At 61.2% G+C, this 25,764-nt stretch carries 26 protein-coding genes; 5 read left to right on the plus strand and 21 right to left on the minus strand.

Annotation, left to right across the window (positions count from 1 at the left end; translation table 11 throughout):
- Window positions 1–93 precede the first annotated feature (93 nt).
- The 10 genes from P0M12_RS16705 to P0M12_RS16750 are packed head-to-tail and all read right to left on the minus strand — an operon-like array spanning window position 94 to window position 9,916.
- Window positions 94–999, minus strand: a complete 906-nt coding sequence (locus P0M12_RS16705; protein ID WP_003945519.1) for an oxygenase MpaB family protein — start codon at window positions 997–999, stop codon at window positions 94–96.
- Window positions 1,000–1,023: 24 nt separating this feature from the next.
- Window positions 1,024–1,581: a hypothetical protein gene (locus P0M12_RS16710; protein ID WP_047269603.1), complete on the minus strand. Its 558-nt coding sequence runs from the start codon at window positions 1,579–1,581 to the stop codon at window positions 1,024–1,026.
- Window positions 1,568–2,788: an MlaD family protein gene (locus P0M12_RS16715; RefSeq protein ID WP_058227636.1), complete on the minus strand. Its 1,221-nt coding sequence runs from the start codon at window positions 2,786–2,788 to the stop codon at window positions 1,568–1,570. The genes P0M12_RS16710 and P0M12_RS16715 overlap by 14 nt, the downstream gene beginning before the upstream one ends.
- Window positions 2,785–3,813, minus strand: coding sequence for an MCE family protein (locus tag P0M12_RS16720; RefSeq protein WP_228401890.1), 1,029 nt, complete (start codon window positions 3,811–3,813; stop codon window positions 2,785–2,787). Before P0M12_RS16720 ends, P0M12_RS16715 begins: the two co-directional genes overlap by 4 nt.
- 32 nt (window positions 3,814–3,845) lie before the next feature.
- Entirely contained in the window at window positions 3,846–4,943 is a 1,098-nt protein-coding gene (locus P0M12_RS16725; RefSeq protein ID WP_003945762.1) for an MCE family protein, read from the minus strand.
- The gene (locus P0M12_RS16730; protein ID WP_007734231.1) at window positions 4,940–5,995 is read right to left on the minus strand and encodes an MCE family protein; all 1,056 of its coding nucleotides are present in this window, start codon (window positions 5,993–5,995) and stop codon (window positions 4,940–4,942) included. Before P0M12_RS16730 ends, P0M12_RS16725 begins: the two co-directional genes overlap by 4 nt.
- A complete protein-coding gene (locus P0M12_RS16735; RefSeq protein WP_042449469.1) occupies window positions 5,995–7,026 on the minus strand; it encodes an MCE family protein in 1,032 nt (343 codons plus the stop codon). Before P0M12_RS16735 ends, P0M12_RS16730 begins: the two co-directional genes overlap by 1 nt.
- Window positions 7,023–8,246, minus strand: coding sequence for an MCE family protein (locus P0M12_RS16740; RefSeq protein WP_007734237.1), 1,224 nt, complete (start codon window positions 8,244–8,246; stop codon window positions 7,023–7,025). Before P0M12_RS16740 ends, P0M12_RS16735 begins: the two co-directional genes overlap by 4 nt.
- Window positions 8,247–8,249: 3 nt before the next feature.
- Window positions 8,250–9,107, minus strand: a complete 858-nt coding sequence (locus P0M12_RS16745) for an ABC transporter permease (RefSeq protein ID WP_003945491.1) — start codon at window positions 9,105–9,107, stop codon at window positions 8,250–8,252.
- Window positions 9,107–9,916 (minus strand): ABC transporter permease, encoded by an 810-nt coding sequence (locus P0M12_RS16750; RefSeq protein ID WP_003945485.1) that lies wholly within the window; start codon window positions 9,914–9,916, stop codon window positions 9,107–9,109. Before P0M12_RS16750 ends, P0M12_RS16745 begins: the two co-directional genes overlap by 1 nt.
- Window positions 9,917–10,457: 541 nt before the next feature.
- Between P0M12_RS16750 and P0M12_RS16755 the strand changes: the two genes are divergently transcribed.
- Together P0M12_RS16755 and P0M12_RS16760 are read left to right on the plus strand one after the other, a co-directional pair.
- Window positions 10,458–11,717 carry a TetR/AcrR family transcriptional regulator gene (locus P0M12_RS16755; protein WP_007734242.1) on the plus strand — a complete coding sequence of 420 codons (1,260 nt, stop codon included), beginning with the start codon at window positions 10,458–10,460 and terminating at the stop codon, window positions 11,715–11,717.
- 34 nt (window positions 11,718–11,751) lie between these two features.
- Window positions 11,752–12,957 carry a crosslink repair DNA glycosylase YcaQ family protein gene (locus tag P0M12_RS16760; protein WP_277376587.1) on the plus strand — a complete coding sequence of 402 codons (1,206 nt, stop codon included), beginning with the start codon at window positions 11,752–11,754 and terminating at the stop codon, window positions 12,955–12,957.
- Window positions 12,958–13,203: 246 nt separating this feature from the next.
- Here the strand turns inward: P0M12_RS16760 and P0M12_RS16765 are convergent, their stop codons facing one another.
- Together P0M12_RS16765 and P0M12_RS16770 are read right to left on the minus strand one after the other, a co-directional pair.
- Window positions 13,204–14,358, minus strand: coding sequence for a 3-ketosteroid-9-alpha-hydroxylase subunit A (locus tag P0M12_RS16765; RefSeq protein WP_261257511.1), 1,155 nt, complete (start codon window positions 14,356–14,358; stop codon window positions 13,204–13,206).
- Window positions 14,359–14,441: 83 nt separating this feature from the next.
- Window positions 14,442–15,206 carry an SDR family oxidoreductase gene (locus P0M12_RS16770; protein ID WP_007734247.1) on the minus strand — a complete coding sequence of 255 codons (765 nt, stop codon included), beginning with the start codon at window positions 15,204–15,206 and terminating at the stop codon, window positions 14,442–14,444.
- Between the two features lie 250 nt (window positions 15,207–15,456).
- Here P0M12_RS16770 and P0M12_RS16775 point away from each other — a divergent pair, with 250 nt between their 5' ends.
- A complete protein-coding gene (locus P0M12_RS16775; RefSeq protein WP_042449480.1) occupies window positions 15,457–16,176 on the plus strand; it encodes a helix-turn-helix domain-containing protein in 720 nt (239 codons plus the stop codon).
- Between the two features lie 78 nt (window positions 16,177–16,254).
- Here the strand turns inward: P0M12_RS16775 and P0M12_RS16780 are convergent, their stop codons facing one another.
- From P0M12_RS16780 to echA20, 4 genes are read right to left on the minus strand one after another with little or no spacing between them, the layout of a single operon-like run.
- Window positions 16,255–17,316 carry a nitronate monooxygenase gene (locus P0M12_RS16780; protein WP_261257516.1) on the minus strand — a complete coding sequence of 354 codons (1,062 nt, stop codon included), beginning with the start codon at window positions 17,314–17,316 and terminating at the stop codon, window positions 16,255–16,257.
- Entirely contained in the window at window positions 17,313–18,068 is a 756-nt protein-coding gene (locus P0M12_RS16785) for a CoA-transferase (RefSeq protein ID WP_277376588.1), read from the minus strand. Before P0M12_RS16785 ends, P0M12_RS16780 begins: the two co-directional genes overlap by 4 nt.
- Window positions 18,065–18,973 carry a cholesterol ring-cleaving hydrolase subunit IpdA gene (ipdA, locus tag P0M12_RS16790; protein WP_003945662.1) on the minus strand — a complete coding sequence of 303 codons (909 nt, stop codon included), beginning with the start codon at window positions 18,971–18,973 and terminating at the stop codon, window positions 18,065–18,067. Before ipdA ends, P0M12_RS16785 begins: the two co-directional genes overlap by 4 nt.
- A 7-nt stretch (window positions 18,974–18,980) precedes the next feature.
- A complete protein-coding gene (echA20, locus tag P0M12_RS16795) occupies window positions 18,981–19,757 on the minus strand; it encodes a (7aS)-7a-methyl-1,5-dioxo-2,3,5,6,7,7a-hexahydro-1H-indene-carboxyl-CoA hydrolase (protein ID WP_003945611.1) in 777 nt (258 codons plus the stop codon).
- A gap of 102 nt (window positions 19,758–19,859) precedes the next feature.
- Here echA20 and P0M12_RS16800 point away from each other — a divergent pair, with 102 nt between their 5' ends.
- Window positions 19,860–20,774: an SDR family oxidoreductase gene (locus P0M12_RS16800; RefSeq protein ID WP_003945561.1), complete on the plus strand. Its 915-nt coding sequence runs from the start codon at window positions 19,860–19,862 to the stop codon at window positions 20,772–20,774.
- A gap of 67 nt (window positions 20,775–20,841) precedes the next feature.
- Here P0M12_RS16800 and P0M12_RS16805 read toward each other — a convergent pair whose 3' ends face one another.
- From P0M12_RS16805 to P0M12_RS16820, 4 genes are all read right to left on the minus strand, one after another.
- Entirely contained in the window at window positions 20,842–21,513 is a 672-nt protein-coding gene (locus P0M12_RS16805) for a hypothetical protein (RefSeq protein WP_050655744.1), read from the minus strand.
- Between the two features lie 94 nt (window positions 21,514–21,607).
- The gene (locus tag P0M12_RS16810; RefSeq protein WP_042449485.1) at window positions 21,608–22,021 is read right to left on the minus strand and encodes a hypothetical protein; all 414 of its coding nucleotides are present in this window, start codon (window positions 22,019–22,021) and stop codon (window positions 21,608–21,610) included.
- Between the two features lie 57 nt (window positions 22,022–22,078).
- The gene (locus P0M12_RS16815) at window positions 22,079–22,567 is read right to left on the minus strand and encodes a nitroreductase family deazaflavin-dependent oxidoreductase (protein ID WP_050655745.1); all 489 of its coding nucleotides are present in this window, start codon (window positions 22,565–22,567) and stop codon (window positions 22,079–22,081) included.
- A 1-nt stretch (window position 22,568) separates the two neighbouring features.
- Window positions 22,569–23,732: a steroid 3-ketoacyl-CoA thiolase gene (locus P0M12_RS16820; protein WP_058227631.1), complete on the minus strand. Its 1,164-nt coding sequence runs from the start codon at window positions 23,730–23,732 to the stop codon at window positions 22,569–22,571.
- A 174-nt stretch (window positions 23,733–23,906) separates the two neighbouring features.
- On the opposite strand from P0M12_RS16820, the gene P0M12_RS16825 reads away from it, so the two are divergent.
- Entirely contained in the window at window positions 23,907–25,157 is a 1,251-nt protein-coding gene (locus tag P0M12_RS16825) for a cytochrome P450 (RefSeq protein ID WP_007734267.1), read from the plus strand.
- A 194-nt stretch (window positions 25,158–25,351) separates the two neighbouring features.
- Here P0M12_RS16825 and P0M12_RS16830 read toward each other — a convergent pair whose 3' ends face one another.
- A complete protein-coding gene (locus P0M12_RS16830) occupies window positions 25,352–25,732 on the minus strand; it encodes a VOC family protein (protein WP_020906296.1) in 381 nt (126 codons plus the stop codon).
- Window positions 25,733–25,764 lie beyond the last annotated feature (32 nt).

Below are 25,764 nucleotides of genomic sequence, written 5' to 3' on the forward strand. Positions count from 1 at the left end.
TGGAACCCATGTCCAGCCGTGATCTGTTGTCGACCGACCGGCCCGATTTACCTGTAGGGCAGCAGAATTGACAACGAATAACGCGCCGCTGGCTCAGACGAGATTCTTGCTCGCCTTGATCCGGCGGCGAATGTCGCGCATCTGAATGGTGTTGCCGGCCTGACGAACGGAGCGTGGGATGAACCTGTTGACGAACGACACGAAAATGAAGAGGTGTTCGAACCGGCGGCGGTCGTCTTCGGTCCACTCGAGATCGAGTTGGTCGCGGTAGATCGGTGGAAGGAATCCGACCGTCAGGAACCGCAACAAGTTTCGGAACACCAGGCGTATCGGCCACGCGATCATCTGTAGGTTGACCAAGTCGATCAGGTACTGCTTGGTGCGTTCGTCGATGACGACGCGTTCGCAACCGAGGTTCCAGTAGCGCTCGAAGTCGGCACGTGTGGCCGGCCACATCTCTTCGGTGACCTGCAGCGTCGTTCCCAAAGTTGACGCGGACTTGTAGAACGACTCCGCCTGTTCTTCGGACATCTTGCCGTGCAGCAACTGATGACTGTCTTCGAAACCGATGAACAGGCATGCAGCAACCCATAATTGGAGTTCGCGATTGAAGGCGTTGTACTTGACCGGGCTGTTTGAATCCGACTTCACATGTCGGTGCACCGAGTTCACGGCCTCGCGGTAAGCCTTTCGCTCTTCCTCGTCACCCAGGATCGCGACCGTCAGGTACTGCGTCGTGGTTCGTGCACGCTTCCACGGATGCGCTGTCAGAGCACCCGATTCGACCTTGCTCTCCATGACGCCGTACGCCACCTCGGGCCAACCGAGTTGCAGGATGACGTTGGCAGCGGCTCCGGCGAACGACCAGAAATCGAGTGCGTCGGTGATGTGTGCGGGCTTACGTGCCCACCGTCTACGCTCGGCCGTGATGGTGATGCGTGTCTGATCGGTGCGAAGCGACGACTCGGACTTTTCCGAATCCAGGTAGTGAGTGGGCATGGATCTTCCTCCGCGTGTGGTGAGTTACTTGGTCTCGACGTTGCTCACGAGCCACCGGTCGCCCGAGCGGACCAGGGACACGACCATGCGGTACTTCTGTGTGTTTCCCTCTGGCGCTGCGACATTCTTGGCTTGTTGGTCGACGAACACGAGCACCTTGGCCGACGAATCGTCCAGTGATCCGATGCCGACGTCTGTCGCCGTCGCGCTCGCCTGGCCTTGGCCCCCGGCAACGACTTCCCTCAGGGAATCCACCATCGTTCGGTAGGTGCCGGCAAACTCGTCGGTCGACATCGAGGCGATGGTGTCCTTGTTGACATCGAGGTTCTGATAATCGAAGGAGGACATGATGGTTGAGTAATCCCGTGCGGTGTCCAAAGCCTCCTGCCGCAGCGTGTCTTCCTGATTCGCCGAGTACATCTGGAATCCGAGCACCGCCAATGCTGCGACCAGCGCTACCGCCATTAGTGAGATCAGTGCGTTGCGTGGCTCCTTCAGGCGGTGAAGTAGCGACGGAGAAGTCGGATGTTCGGCCACCTCGGCTTCTGTCTCGTCGAGTAGTGCGTTGTCACCGTGTGCCATTTCCCAGTCCTTCCAACATCAATCTCCAGTAGTTCAGGGCGTCGACTCCGGTCGGGACGAGAATCGGATCTGCGACGACGGGCGGTCCGATCGGAGTGCCCGGGACGGTCGAGTTCTGCAAACCGAGGTCGTTCGGACGCGGAGCATTCTGTGCTCCGCGTTGGACGAGGTCGTCGGCGGGGGGACAGTACATCGCCAGACTCGGACTGGTGGGAGACAGATCGCCGACCTCACGCCGAGGGGTGTCGTAGTTGCAGACCGGCCCCTGGGTCGCAACCAAGGCAAAGTCGGCGCGATCGCCTTTGACGATGGATGCCAGTTTGGCGAGACCTTCAGGAATCGTGACAAGTCCGGTTTCCAGGGCCTCTGTGCGGTCGGAGATGATCGGTGCGACAGTGACGAGATTGGCCAGGACCGCTCCGAAAGTGTTGTGGTACTTGTCGAACAACTGTTGAGCGCTGTTCAGGGCGGCGGGCGAATGATCGGTGAGGTAGATCAGCACCGGCGCATTGGATTCGAGTTGTTCGGTGAAGTTCTTGGCAGCTGCCATTCCCCGGACGAACGAATCCGATTGTGTCGCCATGGAGTCCACCAACGTGGAGGTTCGCGACAGCAGCGCAGCGAGTTCGGCCGACTGGTCGTTCAACTGCGCCGACATGGTCCCACCGTTGTCGATCATCGTCGCCAAGCTCGGGCCGAGCCCGTTGAACGAATTCCCCAGCTCGGTCCCGATGTCGCTGATCGCTTGTGGATCAATCCCTTCCAAGACACCGGACGCCTGAAGCATCAACTGGCTCATCTGGACCGGTTGCTGATCCGCGGGCATGGCGATCTCGTCGCCGTCCCTAAGATACGGGCCGTGGTCTGTGTTGGGGTAGATGTCGACATTCTGAATTCCGGCTGCGGTCCCCATCGTCACCTTGGCGACGCTGTCGGTAGGTATCTCGGTGTTGTCGTTGAGTGAGAGTTCCACCCGAGCCGTGCGGGTGCCTGCGTCGAGTTCGACTTCACTCACTTTCCCCACCTGTACGCCGCGATACGTGACGACCGTGCCCTTGGTCAGTCCGAAGGCGTCGGACATGTTGGCGTGCAGCAGGATTTGACCCCCGAAACCCTGAGGGCCGACCACGTAGACGATCCCGAAAGGGATGACCACAGCAGCGATCAGAGCGAACAGGACAAGTTGAACAAGCGCAAGGCGACTCAACGCAGACCTCCCTGAAGTAGATCGGTGAGAGTTCCCGCTGGTGCGATCGATTGACCGGCCATACCGCCGCTCCAGAGCTTGTCGATCGTTCCCGGAATATCCAGGGCGCCGTCGAAAACGAGGTAGTCGCCCTGCACTGCACCGGTGAAGTTTTCGAGCAACCCGTTCATGTTCGTCAGCGTCTGGCCGATCTCCGAGTTGAACGAATCCAGAGTCCCGACAACGGTCGACGCATCGTGCAGCATCGCGTCGAGGCCGTTGGGAGACGAGTCGAGAATGGTGTTTGCGTTGGTGGCGAGCTGAACGGTCGAGTTCAACAGGCTCGCAATCTGATCCTTCTGTCCCACGAGAATCGACACCACCTGTGGAACGGAATCGAGGTAGTTGTCGACAACTACGCGTTGGCCGGCCAGTTGGGAGGAGACCCGGGCAGCGAGGTCGACGGCCTCGTCGAACTCGCTGCGGTGACTGCTTGCCTCTGCCATGAGCGAGGTGAGGGTCTCGGTCAGAGAACGAACTTCACCGGAGCGCCCGGAAAACGCGGTGTTCAGCTCGCGCACCACGGTATCGAGTTGGTCGATGCCGCTTCCGGTCAGAACCGTGCCGAGGGTGGCAAGCGCACTTTCGACCTGCGGACCGATCTCGGTGCGAGACTCCGGAATTGTGTCTCCGTCGCTGAGCGTGGAGCCGGACGGAACTTCCGGCACCAAGAGTCTGATGAACGGATTGCCAAGTGCGGACGGGAGTTCGACGGAAGCTTCGACGTTGTCGGGCAATGGCGTCGCGGCGTCCAGACTCAGAGTCACATCGGCTCCGACGACATCGGCTGACAGCGCGGATACTCGACCGATGACTTTCTGGCCGCTGCGGACGTCTGCTCCCAACACCAGGCCGTCGGCGCCGGCCAGCTGCAGCGCCACGTTGTACGCGTCACCGTCGGCCGAACGACCCAGGGGTAGGTCTTGAATGCCTGCGCTACAGCCGCCGAAGGCGAGCACGGCCGCAGAACCCACACCGATGATCACGATACCGGCGATTATTCGAACCGATTGCCGCGTCAATTGCCACCTCCGGGGACGGCTCCGCCGGAAATCGCGGAGGCGATGCCGAGCGGATCAGAAGTGCTGAGGGGGAAGGAAATCGGATTCGTGAACCCGGCTCCGGTGCAGATCGGCAACTTGTAGGTGTCGCACAGCGGTTTCGCCACCGCGAACTGAGTCAATGCAGTCGAGACGTTGAGCCGAATGCGCCCGCGCTGATCAGGACCGATTGTCTGGGAGAGGTTCTGCATCATCAACGGCACCAGGTCCATGAACTCGGCGAGGCCGGGTTCTTTGGCAGCCAGAGTGTCACCGAGAACTCGCACGTTGTCGGCTATGGCACCGACATCATCGCCGTGAGTTGTCATGAAACTGTTCAACTGGTCGAAGACCACCTGCAGATCCTGCAGAGGCTGTGAGATGTCCATGTTCTGGCTCGCCCATTGATCACCCAGGACGCCGAGGTCGCCGACAAGTTCGTCGAGGCTGACCTGCCGTGCGTCCAGAGCATTCATCAAAGTGTTGAGATTGTCGACAAGGGCACCGATGTCTTCCGACCGAGCGCCGACAACTCCGGTTGCTGTGCTGAGGTTGCGAATTGCGGTGTTGAATTGATCGCCCTGGCCCTGCCACCCGGCGGCGCCGCGGCTCACGAGATCGCCGAGATTGCCCCCATCCCCGGCAAATGCGTCGGCCAAAGTGCTGACGCTTCCCATCAAGCCGTCGAAATCTATGGGGGAGTGGGCACGTTCGATCGGAATCTGGTCGCCGTCTTTCAGTGTCTCTCCGCCGGTGTACGCCGGGCCGAGTTCGATGTGTCGATCGCTGATCACCGATGGATTGAGGACATAGGCCGAGGCGTCGGCGGGCAGGTCCACGGAGTCGGGCATCGACATCGCTACTCGAACAGAAGTTCCGCGAGGTTCCACCGACGTGACCGTCCCGACGCCGACTCCGAGGACGGTGACCTTGCTTCCCTCGTAGATTCCGCCGACGTAGCTGAAATCGGCGTAGACGGTCTTGGACTGATCTGTTCGTCCGAATATGTACCAACCGGGCAGGGCGATCGCCAAGGTCACTACCAGCATGGCCGTGACGGCTTTTCGTGTATTCACTTGCAGCCCTCCATGATGCCGAGCGCGCAGAGCAGATTGTCCGGGATCACGGCCGCCGGCGCGTTGACGTCGGTCCAATTGCCGGTGCCGGTTGAATCGGTGACCGAACGCAGCGCGGAAGGAAGACGAGTCAACAGCAGGTCGATCTGATCTGCGTTGTTCTTCAGCGTGGTGGTGACCGCGACGAGGTTGTCGGTCATGGCTCCGAACTCGTCCTGACGATCGACGAAAGTGGTGGAGAGCTTCGAGATGATGATTGTCAGGTTGTCGACCAGCTGAGTCAGTGCGTCCTTGCGCATCGCAAGAGTTCGAACGATCGTCTGAGCATTGGCCGCAGTACCGACGATCGAATCGGTTTGTGCCGCAGCCATGTCCGACAGCTCACGAGACATGATGAGAATCTGGTCGATCTGTTCACTGTTCTGCGCGAAAGCCGCCGAGGCGCCGCTGATTCCGGCCAGAGCCCGGCCCACCTGATCGGAATCAGTGGGAATCACCTGCGAAAGGGTGTTCATCATGGACTCCATCGCCTGTAGGTCGACGCCTGTTGCCGCAGTGGTGGCATCACTGCTGACGTCGTCGAGGCTGTACGGCACGGTTGTGCGGGAGAGCGGGATGACCCGCGCCTCGGAGTCGTCGACCACTCCGGCCGGCACGATCTCCAGGTAGCGCTTGCCGAGGACCGTCTTGAGCCTGACCGTCGCCGTGCTCTGGTTTCCCAAAGGCTGGTCCTTGTCCAAGCGGAAGTTGACGACGACGTGGTCGCCGGCAAGGTCGATCGAATCCACTCGGCCCGCGGGAACCCCGGCCACGTAAACCGGATCGGTGTCGGAAAGCCCGCTGGCATTGGCTAACTCGGCTGTGTATGCCGACGTGCGTACGTTGTACCAGAGCTTCGGAATGCCCAAGGCGGCGCCGAGTCCCACCACCAGAACGAAGATTCCGAGACTGCCCAGGGCGAGAGCGGTGCCGCTACCGCTGCGACGGCGATCCCCTTTGAACAGGAAGAGCATGATGCCGACGAACACGTCGATCAGCTTGACCAGGAACATCATGAGCACACCGGCGAGTGTGTCGGACCGAAGATGTTGGCTTCCATGTCGCCTGCCTTCAGAGTGAAATTGCACAGATACAGGCTGATGAAACTTCCGTAACTTCCGATCCGGTTGGCGGCGTCGGCGAACTGGGGAAGGTTGACGAGAAGTCTGTTGAACTCGTCGGTGCTCGCAATCCAACTCCCGGTGACACTTTCGAGTTGTTGCACGGTCTGACCGAATGCACCGTTCGACCCGGCCATGATCTGAGCCAACGACGAGACAGTGCGGTTTCCCTGATCCAAGAGCGAGACCAGTTGATCGTTCTGCCCGACGACGGAAGTACTCAGATCGTTCAAACCGTCCAACAGACCGACCAATTCGGGTTGACGCTCGTCGACGGAGGTGAGAAGAGTGTTCATGTTCGTGAGTAGTTGCGCGAAGACGTCCTGACGGTCGACCAGGCCGGAACTCATGGTCGCGATCTGGTCGAGCAGGGTGGTCATTGCCTGGCCCTGGCCGTTGAAGGTTTCGACAAAACTTCGCGTGAGCGTGTTGACCTGCTCGGGCTGCAGCGCGGCGAACAACGGTTTGAACCCGTTCATCAGGGCCGTCAAGTTGATCGGCGGTGTTGTCTGCGCCAGCGGTATCGTGTCACCTGGTTCGAGCTGTCGTGCGGATACCGTTGTTGCGCTGTCGTCCTGCGTCAGTGCCAGATATCGAGCACCGAGCATGTCGCCGTAGCGCACGGCGGCACGGACATCCGACTCGAGGGAATATCGCGACTCGATTTCGACGTCGACGATCGCCTTGCTCGTCCCGCCTCCGTTGTCGGCGAACGCAACCGAGTCCACGCGGCCGATACGCACACCCGACATGGTGACCGGGTTGCCCGGGTTGAGTCCTTCGACGTCGGTGAACTCGAACGAGTACGAATCGGTGCTTCCGCGAACCGGGACCGACAACGTGTTCGCCACGAACGACGCGCAGGCGACGCCGGTGAGACAGAAGAGTGACAACCGAATTACCTGGCCAGGACGGACCTTCACGGGACGGTCACCTCGTTACCTCTGACCATCGGCCCCAACATCAGTGTTGTTGCCGGGTTGGGGGTATCCGAGGGTTCCGGCGATCCGCCCAGTAGTTGATCTTCGAGGTACCGCAGGGGGGCCGCTTCGGCTACGCCGCCCACGACCGGGGCACTGACGGGTTGTTCAGGCGTCAGGTTGGAGCCCGAACACTGTGCTCCGCGCGAGTCACCGTACTGCGGGCAATCATCACCCGTGTATGGGAGCGGTTCGGCGAACGTGGCAACTGCTGTGATGTCGAACTTTCCGGTGGCGAAGACCCGAGCGCCCGCGGCGCCGAACGTACTGGCATTCGCGAGGGTGGAACGCAGTCCTCCGGGATTGGCCGCGGTGGTTGCGAGTATCTTTCCGGCGGAATCGATCACAGTGATGATGTTTCGGTTGTTCGCCCCGACAAAATCGTCGACGGTAGCGGCGAAGACTGCGGCCGCGCCGATCGAGGACTCGAGATTCGCTCTGTTGGCGACCATGTCGTTCGAGACAGTTGTGGCGGCTGCCAAGGTATCGAGAATGTCGGGGGTCGCACGGTCCAACGCGTCGACGACCGACTTGAATTCGGGTGTCGATTCGAGGAATTGGTGTGCGGCGGGTGTCAGTACGCCGGACGCGGCACTGAGATTGTCTATCGTGGTACCGATCTCGGCTCCGTTTCCGTCGAGCGCCTGGCCCAGCGCAGTCAGGGCTGTCTGCAACTTCTCGGGCTGCATCGCAGTGAGGACGCCCACCAACTTGGTGTACACGTCGTAGAGCGCAACGGCTTCGGGACCGTCGTCCATGTGGATCTCGTCTCCGTCCGCCAGAGTCGTCTGGCCCTGCTCATTCGGACTGTCCACGAGCTGCATGTAGATGTCGCCGAAGAACGTGCGTGGAACAACGCGAGCCACCACGTCAGCGGGAATCTTCGACGCGTCATCGGTCTGAATCTGCAACTGCACAACGGATTCGGCGGTTCCTGATTCGATTTCGCCGATTCGGCCGACGTTGACGCCGTGGTACCGAACCGGAGCTTCACCGCTGATGAGACCGGCTGTGGCTGGAACAGCGACGAAGATGTCGGTGCTCTGCTCGAGATTTCCCGAACCGCGTAGAACCATTGTCACGGCGGCGGCGACGGCTACGACTATGGCGATCGCGCCGCGAAGGGCGTACACGATCTTCGTGCGTGTAGTGAGTCTGTCCACGGCTCAGACCCCCATTCCCGGGATCTGGGGCACGAGGCCCCACAGCGCGAAAGTCATCAGTACGTCGAGGATTCCGATCGCGAGGATCGCAGTTCGGAGCGCGCGCCCGGCCGCTTGCCCGACGCCGGCCGGACCACCGGAGGCATAGTAGCCGTACGCGCAGTGAACCAGCGCGACAACAGCGGCGAACACCACGGCCTTGAGACCCGAGTACAGGAGATCCTGCGGAGAGATCGCCAGATGGAAGAAGTAGTCGTAAGTACCGGCCGATGCGCCGTTGAAGAACACGACGACCAGTCGGGTCGAGAGGTAACTGGCCAGGAGTCCGATCATGTAGATCGGGATGACACAGATCATGGCAGCGATCACCCGGGTACCCGCGAGGAAGGGGATCGATCGGATCGCCATCGAGTCCAGCGCGTCGATTTCGTCGGAGATACGCATGGCCCCGATCTGGGCGGTGAAACCCGTTCCGACCTTGGCGGCCAACGCGATCGCGACGACAACAGGGGCCAGTTCACGGGTGTTGGCAACCGCGGACAGCATGCCGGAGAGCGAGGTCATCCCGACAAGCTCGAGGCCCCGGTGGGTCTCGACGCCCAACATCATCGCCGCGGCCAGCGACATCGCGAAGACGATCCCGATGGTGCCGCCGCCGGACAACAAGGAATTCGTGCCGAAGCTGACCTCGCTGATCTGACCGAGTACATGCTTGCGGTACTTGGTGAGCGCAAAGGGGATCGATGCGATAGTGCGGACGTAGAAAGTGACGTGCTGACCGAGGGAGACGAGGCCGTCGCCCGCGGTTCGCAGGGGTCTGCTCGCTTGACGTGCTCGAACACGGAGATCGACGAGCGACATCAGAATTCACCGACTGCCGGGACGATTACGGTGTAGAGCGCGGACAACACTGTGTTCACGATGAAGACGAGCGCGAACGCGATGACCACGGCTTCGTTGACTGCGTCGGCAACGCCGCGTGGGCCACCTTTTGCATGTAGACCTTTGAAGGTGGCGACCAAAGTCGAAGCGATGCCGAAGACCGCAGCCTTCACCAAAGCCATGACGAAGTCGGAAGATCGCCCGTACTGACTGAACGTTGCCATGAACGTTCCGGCCGGAAGATGCTGGACGTAGATGTGGTACAGGTAGCACGCGATCACACCGCCGAAGGTGACCATCGAACACAGTGCAAGGGAGACGATCACTGCCGCAACCAATCTCGGTGCGACGAGGCGCTCGATCACGTCGATGCCCATCACTTCCATCGCGTCGATCTCTTCCCGGATCTTTCGTGAACCCAAATCCGTGCAGATCGCCGATCCTGCGACACCGGCCATCATCAACGCGCACACCAGCGCCGCGGCCTGACCGACGATGATGAAAGCTACGACAGCTCCGGAATATCCACCGGCTCCGATCCGGCCGGCCAGTTCACCGACCGAGACGGCGATGAATACACCGATCGGAATCATGAGAAGCAGCGACGGGCCGGTGCTGACGCGACCGATGAACAGGGTCTGAGTAACCGTCTCGTGCAATGAGAGTCGTCTGCGCAGGATTGCCGTGAACAGGCCGAAGAGTGCCTGAACCGAGAATCCGATCAGATAGCCCCCCTGTAACGCTACGTCTCGCACCGGGCCCTTCGCGGCTGGCAGCTCGTACGTCATCTAATTGAATTCCTTTGCAGATCAACAGTGTTCGGCACGGAGTTCGAACTGTTCGAGCGCTGGCGGTCGAGCGAACTGCCTGTGAAGCATCTCACACATATATGTGTCCAAGCAAGCATTATGTGAACCGAAATTCTCGTCGAACTGTCAGCCCTGTTGACCGAGTTTCCTTCATTGACGTGGAGATATCGGAACTGTTCATATCGACATCCTGTGTATGTTTACGAATATTCCGAATCTGTCAGTCGGATTGCTTCGTGGATGCGGGCTGGATGCTTCGAGCGGTGACCCTACCCACTGCTGGTGGCCACAGGCAACGTTTTGTTAACGAAGATTCTCGGTGGAAGCAACGGGGGAGGTGGCGAAGGGTGAGTGGTGTGTTCTGATCAAAGGCAGCGTTACCTGCATGTCTGAAACTCTAGACGCGCGATGTGCTGAAATCGGTGTACGAGTTTTCAGAATCATGCTTATGCTGATTCTCGTCTGATGAGCAGGCGGATCGAAGTGCTTTGTGCGTGAGGGCTGGAGAGTGGGGTACACGGTGAGCCTGAACGATCAGTTCGTCGACGCGCAGACGTCGAATGGGATTGTTCGGCAGCCGAGGTCCGACTCCGTCAAGAGGCGACCAAAGGACCGCAAGGCGCAGATCGCGGCTGCAGCGGCAATCGCGTTCAGTGAGCGCGGATATCCTGCTGTCAGTGTCGACGACATCGCGTCGGCGGTCGGTATTTCGGGTTCGGCGCTCTATCGGCACTTTCCGAACAAGTACGCGATGTTCCGCCACGCGGCACTGGAGTTGACCGGAGCGCTCGCCAGTGCCCTCGATGCCGTTTCGGTTGCGCCTGCGGCAACCGATGCGCAGCGGTTGCGCGAAGATCTGATTGCAGTGATACGAACGACGATCCGCAATCGGCGTACGGCCGGAATCTATCGTTGGGAGAGCCGGTTTCTCGACACCGATGATCGGAAATCCGTTCGAGCGCAAGCCAGTACGGTCAATCGCCGAGTAGCCCGGTATCTTTCGCGCTCCGAACCCGCGATGACGGCGAGGGACGAGACCCTTGTCGTGGCAGCGATGTTCAGCGTCATCGGCAGTATCACCGTCCATAACCTGTTGCTGCCCCAGCGAGCGATGGAGAAGGTTCTGCTCGACGCGTGTCTGGCGATAGATCAAGGTGAGGGTGCAATCACCGCTAGCCGCTTGGAGCAGTCCTCGTTACCTCGAACCGTGACCACGAACAAACGTGAACGTCTCTTGCAGGAAGCCGTGCGCCTCTTCGACTCTCGCGGGTATCACGACGTCAGCATCGAAGAGATCGCCGCGGCCGCCGGCTTGAACGCGTCCGGTATGTACCGCTACTTTCCCAGCAAGGCAGAGCTTCTCGGCGCCGTGTTCTATCGAGCTGCAGATCGCTTGGACTTGGCGACGGCAGCGGTCTTCGACTCCGCGACTTCGCACGAACAAGTGCTCCGGTCACTGTCGGCGATGTACGTGGAGTTGTCGTTTGCACAGCACGAATTGATGTCGGTCTACTTCTCCGAGATGAACAACCTTCTGCCGAGTCATCGAAGCGATCTGAAGAATCGCCAGAAGCTTTACGTGGTCGAATGGGCGCGAGTGCTCGGAGAGATTCGTCCTGAGCTGTCGGCAGTAGAGGCGAAGTTCGTAGTTCACGCTGCGCTCAACCTGGTCCCGGATGTCGGCCGCATGATGAAGTTCGACGCTGCCGCAGAGAACGCGGCCATGTTGCAGGTGTTCATGTCGGCAGTACTGTTCGGCCGTCGGGCTTCGGCCGCCTGAAGCGTGTCGGTGAGTGTGCGTAGTCTGGCCCACTATGAGCGAAGTCGTGTCACTGGCAGCTGCCCGTCGCATAGCGCTTGCCGCTCAGGGATTCGGCAAATCGCATCCCACGACGGTGACGCGTCGCAATCTGGTCGGCGTGATGGACCGGCTGCAGGTGCTGCAGATCGACTCGGTCAATGTCTTCGAACGCAGTCACTACCTACCCGTTTATGCGCGATTGGGCGCATACGACAAATCCAGACTCGATCAGCTTGCCTTCACCCCCGGTTCGGGATACCTCGAATACTGGGGTCACGAAGCAACGTTCTTGCCGGTGGACATGTGGCCGTTGTTCCGCTGGCGGATGGACCAGTTTCGCGCCAAAGCGTTGAGTGACAAGGACGGGTGGGCTTCCGATCGGCGCGTCTTCCTCGATTGGTTGCGGCAGGAGTTGCGCGACAACGGTCCGATGGCGGCGAGCGAGATCGAACACGAGGCGAACACGCGGCGCGGTCCGTGGTGGGGGTGGTCCGACGTGAAGGTCGGGCTCGAGACGCTGTTCCGTTGGGGCGAGGTGGTCTCGGCGGGGCGCGCCGGTTTCGAGCGTCGTTACGGCCTGGCCGAGCAGATGCTTGCACCCGAGATACTCGACGCACACGTCGAGCGGTCGGAGGCGATACGCGAACTGGTGCTGCGGGGTGTGAAGGCACACGGTCTCGGCACCCTCGACGACATCGCCGACTACTTTCGTCTGCCCAGCGCAGAAGCACGAACGGCCTTGCAGGAACTCGAAGACGCCGGCAGCGTGCGCCGGGTGTCCGTCGACGGCTGGGAGCGTCGAGGCAAGGCAAGGGAGGTGTGGATCGATCCGCGAGCGAAGCGTCCCAGGTCCATCCGTGCGGATGCGCTGTTGTCACCCTTCGACCCGGTAGTGTGGGCACGCGATCGAGCGTTGCGGCTCTTCGACTTTCACTACCGGATCGAGATCTACACTCCGGCGCACAAGCGAGTTCACGGATACTACGTGCTCCCGGTGTTGATCGACGACAAGATCTGCGCCCGAGTTGATCTGAAGAACGACCGTCAGAACCGTCGACTGCTTGTCCGCGCGGCGTGGGCCGAACCCACCGCGGACGCCGACACTGCGCCGCGGTTGGCGGAACTCCTTCGGAGAACTGCGCGTTGGCAGGGCTGCGACACCGTCGAGGTGGAGAACAAAGGTACGTTGTCTCAGCAGTTGGCCGCCGCCATGAGGTGAGCCTTCAAGGCCGCGAGGGAGATTGTCATTCGGGAACGGTTATCCGCCCGTCGATTGCGGCCCTGCTGATGGAATTTCTCAATGCGGAACAACTTCCGGATCGAATTCTCGGCGGTTCAGCATCGTCGCGGTACTCCAAACATGCCGTGCGCGAATCTGATCGCCACTGGGTCGACGTGTGATGCCAGCTGTTCTTCTCCACGAGGACGTATGTTCCGCACCGCTCGCAGTCCAGCGGTTCCATGGTCATTGCCCTACTCCTGCGGCGGCCCTGCGTGCGATGTTGGCAGCGACTTCCTGCTTCCACACTTCGATGGGTTTGCTTGTGTCCATCTCGAATTCGAAACGGTCGACCATCTCGGGCGTGACGTCGGCGACGTCCACGTAGAACTGTTCATACCACCGCCTCAGTTGGTATACCGGACCGTCCTCGGTGCAGAGCAGCGGATTGTCGATGCGGGTCTTGTTCTTCCAGATCTCGATGTCCTGCTCGAACCCGACACCGATGTATCCGATCATCGCGTCGACAAGTTGATCGGCGAACTCGGCGGGCATCTCTGCGGACTTCTGGACGGTAATGCCGTACATGAGTACGAATTTGTTCGGGCTCACCGGGTAGTGGCAGTTGATCAGCACCGAATCGGTCGTGAAGTTCTCGTAGACGTAGCGCAAGTCGTCGATCATGAACGACGGTCCGTGGTAGGCCGCTGTCGAAAGATTCGACACCAACTTCGGTACGTCGGGGTCGGTCCAGGTCACGATGTCGTCGCGGTTGATGCCGCTCTGCTCCTGGATGGCGACGTGTCCTTCGAAGACGTTCTTGAAATAGGTGGGGAACGAGAAGTGCACGTAGAAGAAGTGCGCCATGTCAACGACGTTGTCGACGATTTCTCGGCAGTTCGTATCGATGACTATCGACTTCCAGACCCAATCGGTCCACTCGTGCTCCGCAGACTTGATGATCGGTATGGCGACTTCGGCAGGAGGCGGATTGCCTTCGGGGTCGTGCCAGACGAAGAGCAGCCCGTCTTGTTCGAGCGCAGTCCAAGCGCGGGTCTTGGCAAGCGGGGGGACACGTCGAGCATAGGGAATCGCGGTGCACTTACCGTTGCCTCCCCACCTCCAGTCGTGGAAGGGGCACGCGATCGAATCGCCCTTGACCGTGCCCTGACTCAGGTCGCCGCCCATGTGACGGCAGTACGCGTCGAGGATCTTCAGTTCGCCATGCGAGTCGGAGAAGACGACCAGTTTGGTACCGAAAGCTTCGACGGAATGCGGGTTCCCGTCGCTGTAGTCCTTGGCGAGGCCGAGGCAGTGCCATCCGCGGGCAAATCGAGTGGGAGGTTCTCCCTGGTCGATGATGCGAACCTCTTCCGATTCATTGACATCCGCAATTGTCATGTTCTTCCTTTCGTGAGTGCACCCGGTGGGCTGGACCGAGCGACGTTGTACGACAGTCGAAGGGGGGTAAATCTCTGGGCAAGTCACATACGCTGCGACGAGATGTTGCCGCCGTCGACAACCAATTCCGTTGCGGTGATGTAACTTGCTTCGTCGGACAGCAGGAAGCGGACAGCGTGTGCGATTTCCTCCGGGCGACCGAGCCTGCCGAGGAGGATGCGTCGTTCGAATGCCCCGTCACCCAATGCGTCTACGGTCGGCTGAAGCAGAGGGGTCAGAATCTGTCCGGGAGAGACGCAGTTGATCCGAATGCCGTCCGGGCCCAGTCGGTCCGCCAGCGATCGGACCATCGACAACATCCCACCCTTTGCAGCGGAGTAGACAGGGTTGATTGCATTGCCCAAAGTTGCGTTGATCGAAGCGATTCCGACTATTGCCGAACCGGGATTGGCCGTGAAATCAGGCATCAACTGTTGAACCAACAGGATGAGCGGACGTAGATGGGTGTTGATACCCGTCTCCCACACGTCGAGCGTCACTCCTTCGAGGGATCCGATATCGACGACCCCGGCGGAGTGAACAAGTCCGCCGATGGAGGGAAGTGAGGAACGGGTTGTGGCCAATGCGGCCGCGTAGTCGTCCGCTCTCGTGAGATCGATTCCCACTCCGATGGCGTCGATGCCGAATTCGGAGGAGATCACTGCTGCCTGATCGACCGCTTTTGCCTCGTCGATATCCCAGAGAGCGACTGGTCGTCGGATCGCCGCGAGCGCGCGGGCGGAGGCCAATCCGATTCCGGATGCGCCGCCGGTGATGATCACGCCTGTCGACGGGGATGAAGCATTCATGTGTCCTCCTGATTTTGAAGCGTTCTGCTCGGCGCCGCATGATCTGATGGGCTCCGGTCATCACTGTGACGAGGGATGGATTCGGGCTCAACGAACATGACCGATCATCGGTATAGGTGCTGGTGAGAGCCCATGCAGATGCATCTCCCGCTGCGTGGGAAACGTACTGGCGTCGTGTGTCCACGGAAGCTCAGATGGGCGGAACGAATGTTGGCTGCCGAAGCGGCGGGCCACCGGAACGGAGACATCGATGTTGGTCGGACCGATCACCGAAGAGTCCATCCCCATGTCAACTCTCGACAGACTGTCGGTGGTGGTGGACTGCTTTCGTGACGCGCCTCGGCTGACATTGGGGGAGGTCGCGCGCCGAACCGGGATTCCGCGATCGTCCGTGCACCGGATGCTACTGAAACTCGTGAGGATGAACTGGCTACGCCGCGAAGGACTCGAGTACGAGATAGGCGACAAGCTAGGAGATCTGGGCGCGCTCTCGCTGTATCGAAACAAAGTGGATCGAGTGGTTACGCCCCTACTTCAGCAATTGCATTTCGTGACTGGACACGCCGTGCACCTCGGGGTGTTGGAAGGAAACCATGTGCGCTACATCCAGAAGATCGGGAGCCTGATGGTCCCCGACCTTCAGACTCGCGTCGGCTCACGTATCCCAGCGCAAGCGTCGACCATCGGGAAGTCACTGTTGAGCGCCGGCAACAGATCGGTGGCATCGTCGCACAACGCCAATGACGTTCGCCAACACGCAGTTGCGTTCGGAATCTGCAATTCCGGGATGGGCTGTATCGGCGCGCGAATCGGGGTGCTCGACCACATGCCAGTAGGTCTCTCGATTTGTGGGCCCTTGATTCGCGGCACGATAGACAAGAGGAACGCCGCTCCCGTACAGATGGCGGCAGCAGCGATCTCGCAGTATTTCGGAATGATCGACGGGTTCGAGCAGGAGAAGACGGGATAGTCCGACAAACGCAAAGAGTGCGCCTCCCCCCACTACGCGTAAAGCGCAGTGGGGGAGACGCACTCGGATAGAGCTGTGTCAGCGAAGAGCCGCAAGCGCGTCGATACGCCCCGCGGCACCTTCCACGATGCTTTCGATCAGTTCCTTGCAGCTGGGCAGATCGTTGATCATGCCGACAACCTGACCCGAAGCAAGAACACCGGCTTCCGTGTTGCCCTCGACCAGTCCGGCCTTGAGCAACATCGGTGTGTTGGCTGCCATGATGATCTGCATCAGCGTGCGGTCACCCGACCGCTTCATCGCGAGACCGTCCTTGGCGAGGGTCGACCACTTCATGCCCGTCATGGCCTTGAACTTCGTGGCATTCTTGGCCGCGGCGATCAAACCGGTTGCATAGCTGGAACCTTCGAGGCTGTTGACCAGGTCGGTGTTGAGCACACGATGAGGCATGCCGTCGACCTTGCGGGAGACAGTCGTATCCGTCAGTCCGCGCTTGAGATACTCCTGTTTGACGGAATCGGGCACCGAAGAGTCGCTGGTGAGAAGGAATCGCGTTCCCATCGCGACACCGGCAGCGCCGTACGCCAGTGCGGCAGCCAGCCCGCGGCCGTCGAAGAATCCGCCACCGGCGATGACCGGAATATCGACCGCGTCGAGAACCGAGGGGAGAAGCAATGTCGTGGCCACACCGCCGGTATGGCCACCACCTTCGCCGCCCTGGACGATGACGGCGTCCGCGCCCCAGGATGCAACCTTGACCGCGTGCTTCGCGGCACCGATCGAGGGCACGACGACGATGCCGTGGTCCTTGAGCTTGGCGATCAGTTCCTTCTTGGGAGCCAACGCAAACGACGCGACCTTGACGCCTTCACGGATCAGCAGATCCGCGCGTTGCGGGGCGTCAGTGGCGTCGGCACGCATGTTGACGCCGAACGGCTTGTCCGTGAGCTGCTTCGTCTTCTTGATCGCGTGCTCGAGCTCGTCGTACGTCATCGTGGCCGAAGCCAGGATGCCGAGACCACCGGCGTTAGCCGTTGCCGACGTGAGGGCGGGACCGGAAACCCAGCCCATACCCGTCTGCACGATCGGGTACTCGACACCGACCAGTTCGGTCAGCGCGGTCTTCAGGGTGGGGGTCATGCCGAGACCTCACGGTCCCGGAGGTTGCGCGGATCGAGGGTTTCGCGGATGAGGTGAAGTTCTTCGGCGGTGGGGTCACGGGTGATACCGGCCTCGGCGAGTCCGGCAACCTCGAACGAGGTGTTCTCGGCTACCTCTTCGGCGGTGACGCCGGGGTGAAGGCTCAACGCGCGGAGGGTGTTTCCTGGTCCGCCGAAGTCGAAGACACCGAGGTTGGTGACGACGCGGGGGATGTTCAGGTACTTGTAAGCCGGGTTCTCGGGATCGATCTGGTCGTAGCCGACACCGCACACCACGTCGACCTTGTCGACGAACACTCGCTTGGAGTGCTTGGGGACGAAGTAGCTCGTCGCGTGGTTGATGGTGTTACCCGGGGCGCCGCGCACACCGAACATCTGACGCGTCGGCTGCTGAAGCGGGCCGAAGGCGGAGAGGTTCTGGTTGCCGTGGCGATCGAGCTGATTGGCGCCCATGACTACGTGACGGCGGCCGGAAGCGACGACGTCGAACACCTTGCGGAAAGGCATCCATCCTTCGACGGGACCCTTCGTTCCGACGGCCGGAGTGTCCTCGAGAATGAGGGCTTCACCATCGGTGATCAGCAGGTCGGGCTCGGTGGTGAGTCGAGCCAGGCGAGCGCCGATGGTGGACGACGTCGACATCGGGCTGGCCATGATTTCGCCTGCACCGGAGAAGATTTCAGCGCAAGCGAGAACAACGTACTCTGCGCGGGTGACGGTGGATTCGCTCATTTTGCCTGCTCCCCTGCCTTTGATGAATCGGCAAACTTCTTTACTGCGGCTTGGTAGTCCTCTTCGCTGCCGGAGAGGAAGGTGTCGACGAACGCCTGCCACGACTCGGGGGTCTTGGCGGACTCGGCGTAGTGACGCTGGAACTTCTCGTCGCGGCCGTAGCTTTCGCCGGCCAACGTGAAGTGCGCACCATTGGGTGCCTCGACGACGGCGTCGACCATCATGCGGTTGAGCAGAAGGTTCTGCAGTGGAACGGATTTGACCAGTTCCTCGGTCTCGACGATGCGTTCGACGGAGACGTAACGCTTTTCGGCCGCCATGCAGTACAGGTCGTCGAAGTACGGGTCGACGCCGTTGTACGCGGCATTGCCGTGCTTGTCACCGAGATTGAGATGAACGAACGACGCATCGAGGTTGAGCGCGGGCATCGCGATCAAGGTCTCGGAGCGGCCGTCGGCCTCGGGGTACGGGGAGGTGACGGTCTTGAGTTCGTCGCCCCAGAAGTTGCGGACGTCCGAACCCAGGCCGGCGCGGATCGGGAGGAAGGGAAGGCGAGCGGCAGCTGCTTCGAGGCCGCACTTGACCATGCCCTCGTCCATCTCGCGGACTTCGATCTCACCGGCGGTGCGTGCCTTGGCAAACCACGGGTCGTAGAACGGCGCGGAGTCGAGGGACACGAAACCGTAGTACGCCTTCTTGACCTTGCCGGCCGAGCACAGCAGTCCGAGATCCGGTCCGCCGTAGGTGACCACGGTCAGGTCCTTGATGTCCGAACGCAGAATCGCACGCACGAAGGCCATCGGCTTGCGGCGAGATCCCCAGCCGCCCAAGCCGATCGTCATTCCGCTGCGGAGTTCGCCTACTACCTCGTCGAGCGACTTCGTCTTGTCACGCTTGCTAGCCATGTTTGTCTCAGCCTTCCTTCTGGGTTGCATTCTCGCGCGGCTTGCCGGTCGCGACGAACTCGTCGCGGTGTTCGTCGGACACGCCGAGGAGGTTGAGTTCGAAGGTGTAGCCCTGCTCGAGGCGGTAGCTGCCCTTGACGTCCACCGGGTCGATGCCGTTGATGGCTTCCTTGGCGCACCGGATGATGCGGGTGTCCTTGGCAGCGATCTTCGCGGCGATCTCGCGAGCGCACTCGTCGAGCTTCTCGCGCGGGACCACGTCGTAGACGCTGCCGAACTGCTTGAGTGTGTGCGCGTCGACGCTCTGTGCGGTGTAGTAGAGCGTGCGCATCATGTGCTGTGGCACCAGCCTCGAGAGGTGTGTGGCAGCGCCGAGTGCGCCGCGGTCGACCTCGGGGAGGGAGAAGATCGCGTCGTCGGAAGCGACGATCACGTCCGCGTTGCCGACGAGTCCGATGCCGCCGCCGACACAGAATCCGTTGACGGCCACTACGACGGGTACAGCACAGTCGTAGACGGCAGCGAAGGCCGCGGCGCAACCGCGGTTGGCGGCGACCAGCGCGTCGAATCCCTCGGTGGCCTGCATCTCCTTGATGTCGACGCCGGCGTTGAATCCGCGTCCCTCGGCTCGCAGGATCACTACGTGAGTGTTGAGGTCCTTGCCCGCGTCGAGGATGGCGTCGGCAAGCTCGAACCATCCCTTGGACGGGATTGCATTGACCGGCGCGTAGTCGATGGTGACCGTGGTGATGCCGGTTCCGTCGGAGGAGGTGCTGATGCCCATATCGGGATTCCTTACGTCTGTGTACCAAACCAAGCGATTGCTTGGTAAGTTAGCACACAAGCGGAGCCGACAAGCCCGAGCAGAGTGCATTAGGAGACAAATATGAGTGGATTGGTCGACGGACGCGTAGTCATCATCACCGGGGCTGGCCGCGGTATCGGACGTGCGCATGCATTGGCATTTGCTGCCGAGGGCGCCAAGGTCGTCGTCAACGACATCGGTGCGGGTGCCGACGGTTCCGCGACCGGTGAGAGTCCGGCCGAGCAGGTTGTCGCGGAGATCATCGCCGCCGGTGGCCAAGCAGTGGTCAACGGAGACGACGTCGCCGACTGGGCGGGCGCCGAGAATCTGATCAAGACCGCGATCGACACCTTCGGTGGCCTGGACGTACTCGTGAACAACGCAGGCTTCCTGCGGGACCGCATGCTGGTCGGTATGAGCGAGGGCGAGTGGGACGCGGTGATCCGCGTGCACCTCAAGGGGCACTTCGCGCCGCTCCGTCACGCAGCTGCCTACTGGCGCGCCGAGGCCAAGGCAGGCAAGACCGTCGACGCACGCATCATCAACACCAGTTCGGGTGCAGGACTGCAGGGTTCGATCGGCCAGGGCAACTACGCCGCGGCCAAGGCCGGCATCGCCGAGATGACCATCCAGGCCGCCGCCGAGCTCAAGAATTACGGAGTCAGTGTCAACGCGATCGCGCCTGCTGCGCGCACACGCATGACTGTCGGCGCGGGCGGGGCGATGGCAGAAGCGATGGCAGCTCCGGAAGAGGGCTTCGACGCCATGGCTCCCGAGAACATCTCGCCGCTGGTCGTCTGGCTCGGTAGCGCCGAGTCCAAGGACGTCACGGGCAGGGTGTTCGAGGTAGAGGGCGGAAAGATCACCGTCGCGGAGGGCTGGCGTCACGGCCCGAGCGAGGACAAGGGAGATCGCTGGGACCCGAAGGAGATCGGGCCCGTCGTGGCAACGCTGTTGGAGAAGGCGGAGATTCCGACGCCGGTGTACGGGGCGTAGGGCCTCCGGCCCCGTGAGTGGTTAAGGAGTGCAGGGACTCCTCAACCACTCACAGGCGGCGTGCCGCCTACGCGGGCGCCCGAACCACCAACACGGTGCCGGGGAACTCAGCTGCGAGTTCGCGCCGCGAATGCTTCACGCAGGCGGTGCCGTAGCCTTTCTTGCGAGATTCCGGCGCGATCCAGATCGCCACGTTCACCTCTTGGCCGTCGAGTTCGCCGAATACCAGGCCGACGCTCTTCGGGCCGTCGCCGGAAACGTCCTCGGCGACGAACCAGGCAGCGCTCTCGTCGTCGATCCGACCGAGACCGCCGACGCGCTCGGCTTCGATCCGATCCTCGCTCCACGGCTTGCCGTCTTCGCCGAGCTGCTCGGCCGAGCGAATCGTGAACAGTGCCTTGTCGTCTGCGCTGTCGCTGAACGGACGCAGGGTGAAGTTCTGCCCGCTGCTCGCGGGACGATCGAGCGTCGTCCATTCGAGAGTGGCGTCGAGATTCTCCAGCTCGCCCTGGATGCGATCGCGCGCTGCCTTGGTCAGTGCGCTGAACTTGAGGCTCAGAACTGCTTCGGCATTTGCTTCCGACGTGCCGAGGAGTTCCGCGACGGTGGTCAGTGCCTCCTGGTGGTCCTTGCTGTCGACCACTGCGTCCAGCACCTCGTGGCGACGCTCCAGCGCACGCACGAGGGCTGAGGTGATCTCGCGTCGGTCCAGGATTTGATCTTGAATATGCGTCGTCATATATGCGACTCCTTGCTGTGTTCGAGGCTCTGTCGAAACGCCGTGCGGACCGTACGAGTCAATAGTGCTCCAACTCGCCGGTTATGGCACGCGTTCAGCCTCCGGTGCGGCGAACGAGCCGTTCGTAGCGCTGGCGGGCGGCTTGAGTGCTTCCGAGTCCCAGCCCGAAAGCGATGTCCTGCCAGGTCATGCCCCGTTCGCGGGCAATCCCGAGGAACAGTGCTTCCAGCTGTTCCATTTCGGCTCGGGCCTTGGGGATCAGAGTCAACGCAGCCATGACGTCGGCATCGTCGACCTCGGGTTCGTTCGGCTCAGGTATGTCGGTTCCGCCCGCAAGACGAGCCACGACGCGCACCGCGCCGTAGGGCTCGAGCATCTCCGGATGAGATTGCCGCGCGCGCTGGCTTGGGGTCGCGCCGTGGCGCTCGCTGATTCGAAAGAGTCCGGCGTACTCGCGATGTGCGCGTTCGCGGCCGGAATCGATCGGTCTGAACTGGTCATCGGTCATGAACCCAGGGTGGCACGAACCCGGGTCAATGTAAACGTTTTGTTGTAAACAGTTCGTTTAACTCTTCAGTGGCTCGCACACGATGACGGGAATGACCCGGTCGGTCCAGGCCTGATAGTTGTCGAAATCCGGATACATCGCCCTCAACATCGGCCACAGCCGAGCGCGCTCGTCCTCGGCCGCGACGCGGGCTTTCATCGAGCGGATCCGAGACTTGATCTGCACCGTCACCACCGGGTCTGCCTTGATGTTGAGGTACCACATCGGGTTCTTCGGAAGACCGCCTTGCGACGCCACCAGAATCACGTTCTCGCCGTCCTCGAGGAATAGCAGCGGGCTGATCCGCTCCTCGCCGGATTTGCGACCGGTGGTGGTCAGCAGGCAGATCGGCAGCCCGCGAGGGAACGCGCTGCCGACCCGCCACTTGCTACCCAGCCGCCCGTCGGTGGCGCGATACATCGCGACGTTCGCCTTCGACATCCACTTGATGATCTTGACCGTCGCCGGAGCGTCGAGTCCCTTGGGTTTGGCTGGGGGAGTAGTCATCTCAGATACGCTCGATGATGGTTCCGGTGGCCAGTGCGCCGCCGGCGCACATCGTGATCAGAGCCGTCGAGCCGTTGCGACGCTCGAGTTCGTGCAGTGCGGTGGTGATCAGGCGAGATCCCGTGCTGCCGACCGGATGGCCGAGAGCGAGCGCGCCGCCGTTGACATTGACGTTGTCGAAGTCAGGTTCGTGAACCTGAGCCCAGGACAGTGCGACGGATGCGAATGCTTCGTTGATCTCGAACAGATCGAGGTCGCCGATCTTCATTCCGCTCTTCTCCAGGACACGGCTGGTTGCCTGCACCGGTCCGTCGAGGTGGAATTCCGGTTCCGAGCCGACCAGCGCCTGGGCGATGATGCGGGCTCGCGGCTTCAATCCGAGCGCGCGAGCCTTGTCCTCGTCCATGAGCAGGACTGCGGCCGCGCCGTCGGAGATCTGGGAAGACGTTCCGGCCGTGTGAATCCCGCCTTCGAGGACGGGCTTCAGTCGGGCAAGGGACTCCGCCGTCGTATCGCGCAGGCCCTGATCGCGATTGACGACCTTGGTCTCGCCCGTGAGGTTTCCTTCCTTGTCGACCTGGGGTGCCGAGAGTTCGAGAACCTCGCGGTCGAAACGTCCTTCCTCCCAAGCCTGCTTGGCCAGCGCCTGCGAGCGGACGCCGAGGGCTTCGATGTCGTCGCGGGTCAGTCCGCGTCGACGCGCGATGCGTTCTGCAGCTTCGAATTGGTTGGGCATGTCGATGTCCCACGTCGCGGGTCGGCGCGGTCCGGCCTGATCGCCGACGTTGGCGCCGAGGGGAACCTGGCTCATGGCTTCGATGCCGCAGGCGATACCGGCGTCGATGGCGCCGGTGGCGATCAGACCGGCGATCAGATGGTTCGCCTGCTGGGCCGAACCGCACTGGCAGTCCACGGTGGTTGCGCCGGTCTGCCACGGAAGTCCGGCGTGCAGCCAGGCCGTGCGCGTGATGTTGTTGGACTGAGCGCCGGCCTGGGTGACGCAGCCGCCGATCACCTGCTCGATCAGCAACGGGTCGATTCCCGACCGGTCGAGAACTCCCTTTTGTGCAGCTCCGAGGATCTCGGCGGCGTGCAGACCGGCGAGCCAACCTCCGCGCTTGCCGATCGGTGTACGGACAGCCTCGACGATTACTGGTGTGCCCACAGCGGGCTCCTTTCCTTGTAATGAAAAAGTAGAACAGGTTCTCTGCGGGAAGCAAGACCTGCCGACGTTTCCTTTCCTAGTAAGCAGGCTTGTGTTTCAATGAGAGTAGAACGTGTTACACATCACGGATCCCCATCACCCCTGTGATGAAAAGGCTTAGGGCAGGAGACATCAGTGGCACAGCCCGCATTCCCCGAGGGAATCGACTTCACGGACCCCGACATCTACGCGGAACGCATGCCGTTCGAGGAGTTCGCCGAACTCCGGAAGACGGCCCCCGTGTGGTGGAATCCGCAGCCCCCGGAAATCGGTGGATTCCAGGACGAGGGCTTCTGGGTGGTCACCCGTCATGAAGAGGTCAAGGAAGTTTCGCAGCGAAGCGACATCTTCTCGACCCACGAGAACACTGCGATTCCTCGCTTCGCCGACGACATCCCGCGTGAGAACGTCGAGATGCAGCGATTCATTCTCATCAACAAGGACGCTCCGGAGCACACCAAGCTGCGCAAGCTGGTATCTCGTGGATTCACCCCGCGCGCCATCAACAGCCTGCGCGAGGAACTGACCGAGCGTGCCGAAAAGATCGTCACGACCGCGGCTGCCGGCGGTGCCGGTGACTTCGTGGTTCAGGTCGCGTCCGAACTTCCGCTGCAGGCAATCGCCGAGCTTCTCGGTGTGCCGCAGGAAGATCGAATGAAGCTCTTCGACTGGTCCAACCAGATGACGTCGTACGACGATCCCGAGTTCGACATCGACCCGCAGGCAGCGTCGATGGAGATTCTGGGATACGCGTACCAGATGGCGGATCAGCGCAAGAAGTGTCCCGCCGATGACATCGTCACCAAGCTCATCGAAGCTGACATCGACGGAAATGAGCTCTCCCCAGAGGAATTCGGCTTCTTCGTGATCCTGCTTGCGGTCGCGGGTAACGAGACCACTCGCAATGCCATCACACACGGCATGGTTGCCTTCCTCGACAATCCCGACCAGTGGGAGCTGTACAAGAAGGAACGCCCCAAGACGGCGGCCGACGAGATCGTTCGTTGGGCGACCCCGGTGACTTCCTTCCAGCGCACCGCGCTCGAAGACACCGAACTCGGCGGACAGAAGATAAAGAAGGGCGATCGCGTCGTGATGATGTACGCGTCGGCCAACTTCGACGAGGACGTCTTCGAGAACCCGACGAAGTTCGACATCATGCGTGACCCCAATCCGCACCTCGGATTCGGCGGCACCGGTGCGCACTACTGCATCGGCGCCAACTTGGCCCGTCTGGAAATCGATCTGATCTTCAATGCGATCGCCGATCACCTACCCGACATCACCAGGCTCGGGGATCCCCGACGCCTTCGCTCGGGCTGGCTCAACGGCATCAAAGAGTTTCAGGTTGATTACAAGACATCGGGCTGCCCGGTCAAACACTGATCCGGACATATACTGACCTGGTAACCGGCGAGTAGGTTCTGTGTAGGTTTTCGGGAGTTGCCTCTGCACTCTCGAACACGCAGAACTACAGTAGACGTTCCGGGAAGCCACTTGTTGGCAACCTGGAACTGCGGCGGCGTCTGCGGGATCCCTCATCTCCCGTAGGCGCCGCCGTTTGTAGTTCAATCTCCAATTCAGCCGCCGTACGGTTTGGTGATGGCTTCCAGGAAATGTCCCGACGGGTCGAGGAAGTAGACCCCACGCCCACCGTCGTTGGTGTTGAAGCCGGTACTCGACTGGCGCGGATCGGCCCAGTGATCCAGTTTCAACGCCTGTATCCGCTGGTAGATGCCGTCGAAGTCATCCTCGGAGACGAGGAAGGCATAGTGCTGAGACGCAACCTCGGCGCCTTCTTCCACCTGTGCGAAGTCCAACGTCACGCCGTGCTCGAGTTCAACGCCGAGAAAGTAGCCGGCTTCGACTGGGCCTGGAAGACCGAACATGTGAGTGAAGAACCACGCAGACTCTTGTCGGTCTTTTGCGGCGATGATGGTGTGATTGAACGAAATGGTCATGAGTGACCCCTTGCGGTACGACGCCTCCATGC

This window comes from Rhodococcus sp. RCBS9 (genome assembly GCF_029457415.1).
GTDB classification, from domain to species: Bacteria; Actinomycetota; Actinomycetes; order Mycobacteriales; family Mycobacteriaceae; genus Rhodococcus_F; species Rhodococcus_F qingshengii.

Excerpts from the sequence above, each read along its gene's own strand:
- P0M12_RS16705 (WP_003945519.1), bottom strand. The coding sequence starts at position 999 with ATGCCCACTCACTACCTGGATTCGGAAAAGTCCGAGTCGTCGCTTCGC.
- P0M12_RS16710 (WP_047269603.1), bottom strand. The coding sequence starts at position 1,581 with ATGGCACACGGTGACAACGCACTACTCGACGAGACAGAAGCCGAGGTG.
- P0M12_RS16730 (WP_007734231.1), bottom strand. The coding sequence starts at position 5,995 with ATGTTCCTGGTCAAGCTGATCGACGTGTTCGTCGGCATCATGCTCTTC.
- P0M12_RS16745 (WP_003945491.1), bottom strand. The coding sequence starts at position 9,107 with ATGTCGCTCGTCGATCTCCGTGTTCGAGCACGTCAAGCGAGCAGACCC.
- P0M12_RS16750 (WP_003945485.1), bottom strand. The coding sequence starts at position 9,916 with ATGACGTACGAGCTGCCAGCCGCGAAGGGCCCGGTGCGAGACGTAGCG.
- P0M12_RS16760 (WP_277376587.1), top strand. The coding sequence starts at position 11,752 with ATGAGCGAAGTCGTGTCACTGGCAGCTGCCCGTCGCATAGCGCTTGCC.
- P0M12_RS16765 (WP_261257511.1), bottom strand. The coding sequence starts at position 14,358 with ATGACAATTGCGGATGTCAATGAATCGGAAGAGGTTCGCATCATCGAC.
- P0M12_RS16770 (WP_007734247.1), bottom strand. The coding sequence starts at position 15,206 with ATGAATGCTTCATCCCCGTCGACAGGCGTGATCATCACCGGCGGCGCA.
- P0M12_RS16775 (WP_042449480.1), top strand. The coding sequence starts at position 15,457 with ATGTTGGTCGGACCGATCACCGAAGAGTCCATCCCCATGTCAACTCTC.
- P0M12_RS16780 (WP_261257516.1), bottom strand. The coding sequence starts at position 17,316 with ATGACCCCCACCCTGAAGACCGCGCTGACCGAACTGGTCGGTGTCGAG.
- P0M12_RS16785 (WP_277376588.1), bottom strand. The coding sequence starts at position 18,068 with ATGAGCGAATCCACCGTCACCCGCGCAGAGTACGTTGTTCTCGCTTGC.
- ipdA (WP_003945662.1), bottom strand. The coding sequence starts at position 18,973 with ATGGCTAGCAAGCGTGACAAGACGAAGTCGCTCGACGAGGTAGTAGGC.
- echA20 (WP_003945611.1), bottom strand. The coding sequence starts at position 19,757 with ATGGGCATCAGCACCTCCTCCGACGGAACCGGCATCACCACGGTCACC.
- P0M12_RS16800 (WP_003945561.1), top strand. The coding sequence starts at position 19,860 with ATGAGTGGATTGGTCGACGGACGCGTAGTCATCATCACCGGGGCTGGC.
- P0M12_RS16805 (WP_050655744.1), bottom strand. The coding sequence starts at position 21,513 with ATGACGACGCATATTCAAGATCAAATCCTGGACCGACGCGAGATCACC.
- P0M12_RS16810 (WP_042449485.1), bottom strand. The coding sequence starts at position 22,021 with ATGACCGATGACCAGTTCAGACCGATCGATTCCGGCCGCGAACGCGCA.
- P0M12_RS16815 (WP_050655745.1), bottom strand. The coding sequence starts at position 22,567 with ATGACTACTCCCCCAGCCAAACCCAAGGGACTCGACGCTCCGGCGACG.
- P0M12_RS16830 (WP_020906296.1), bottom strand. The coding sequence starts at position 25,732 with ATGACCATTTCGTTCAATCACACCATCATCGCCGCAAAAGACCGACAA.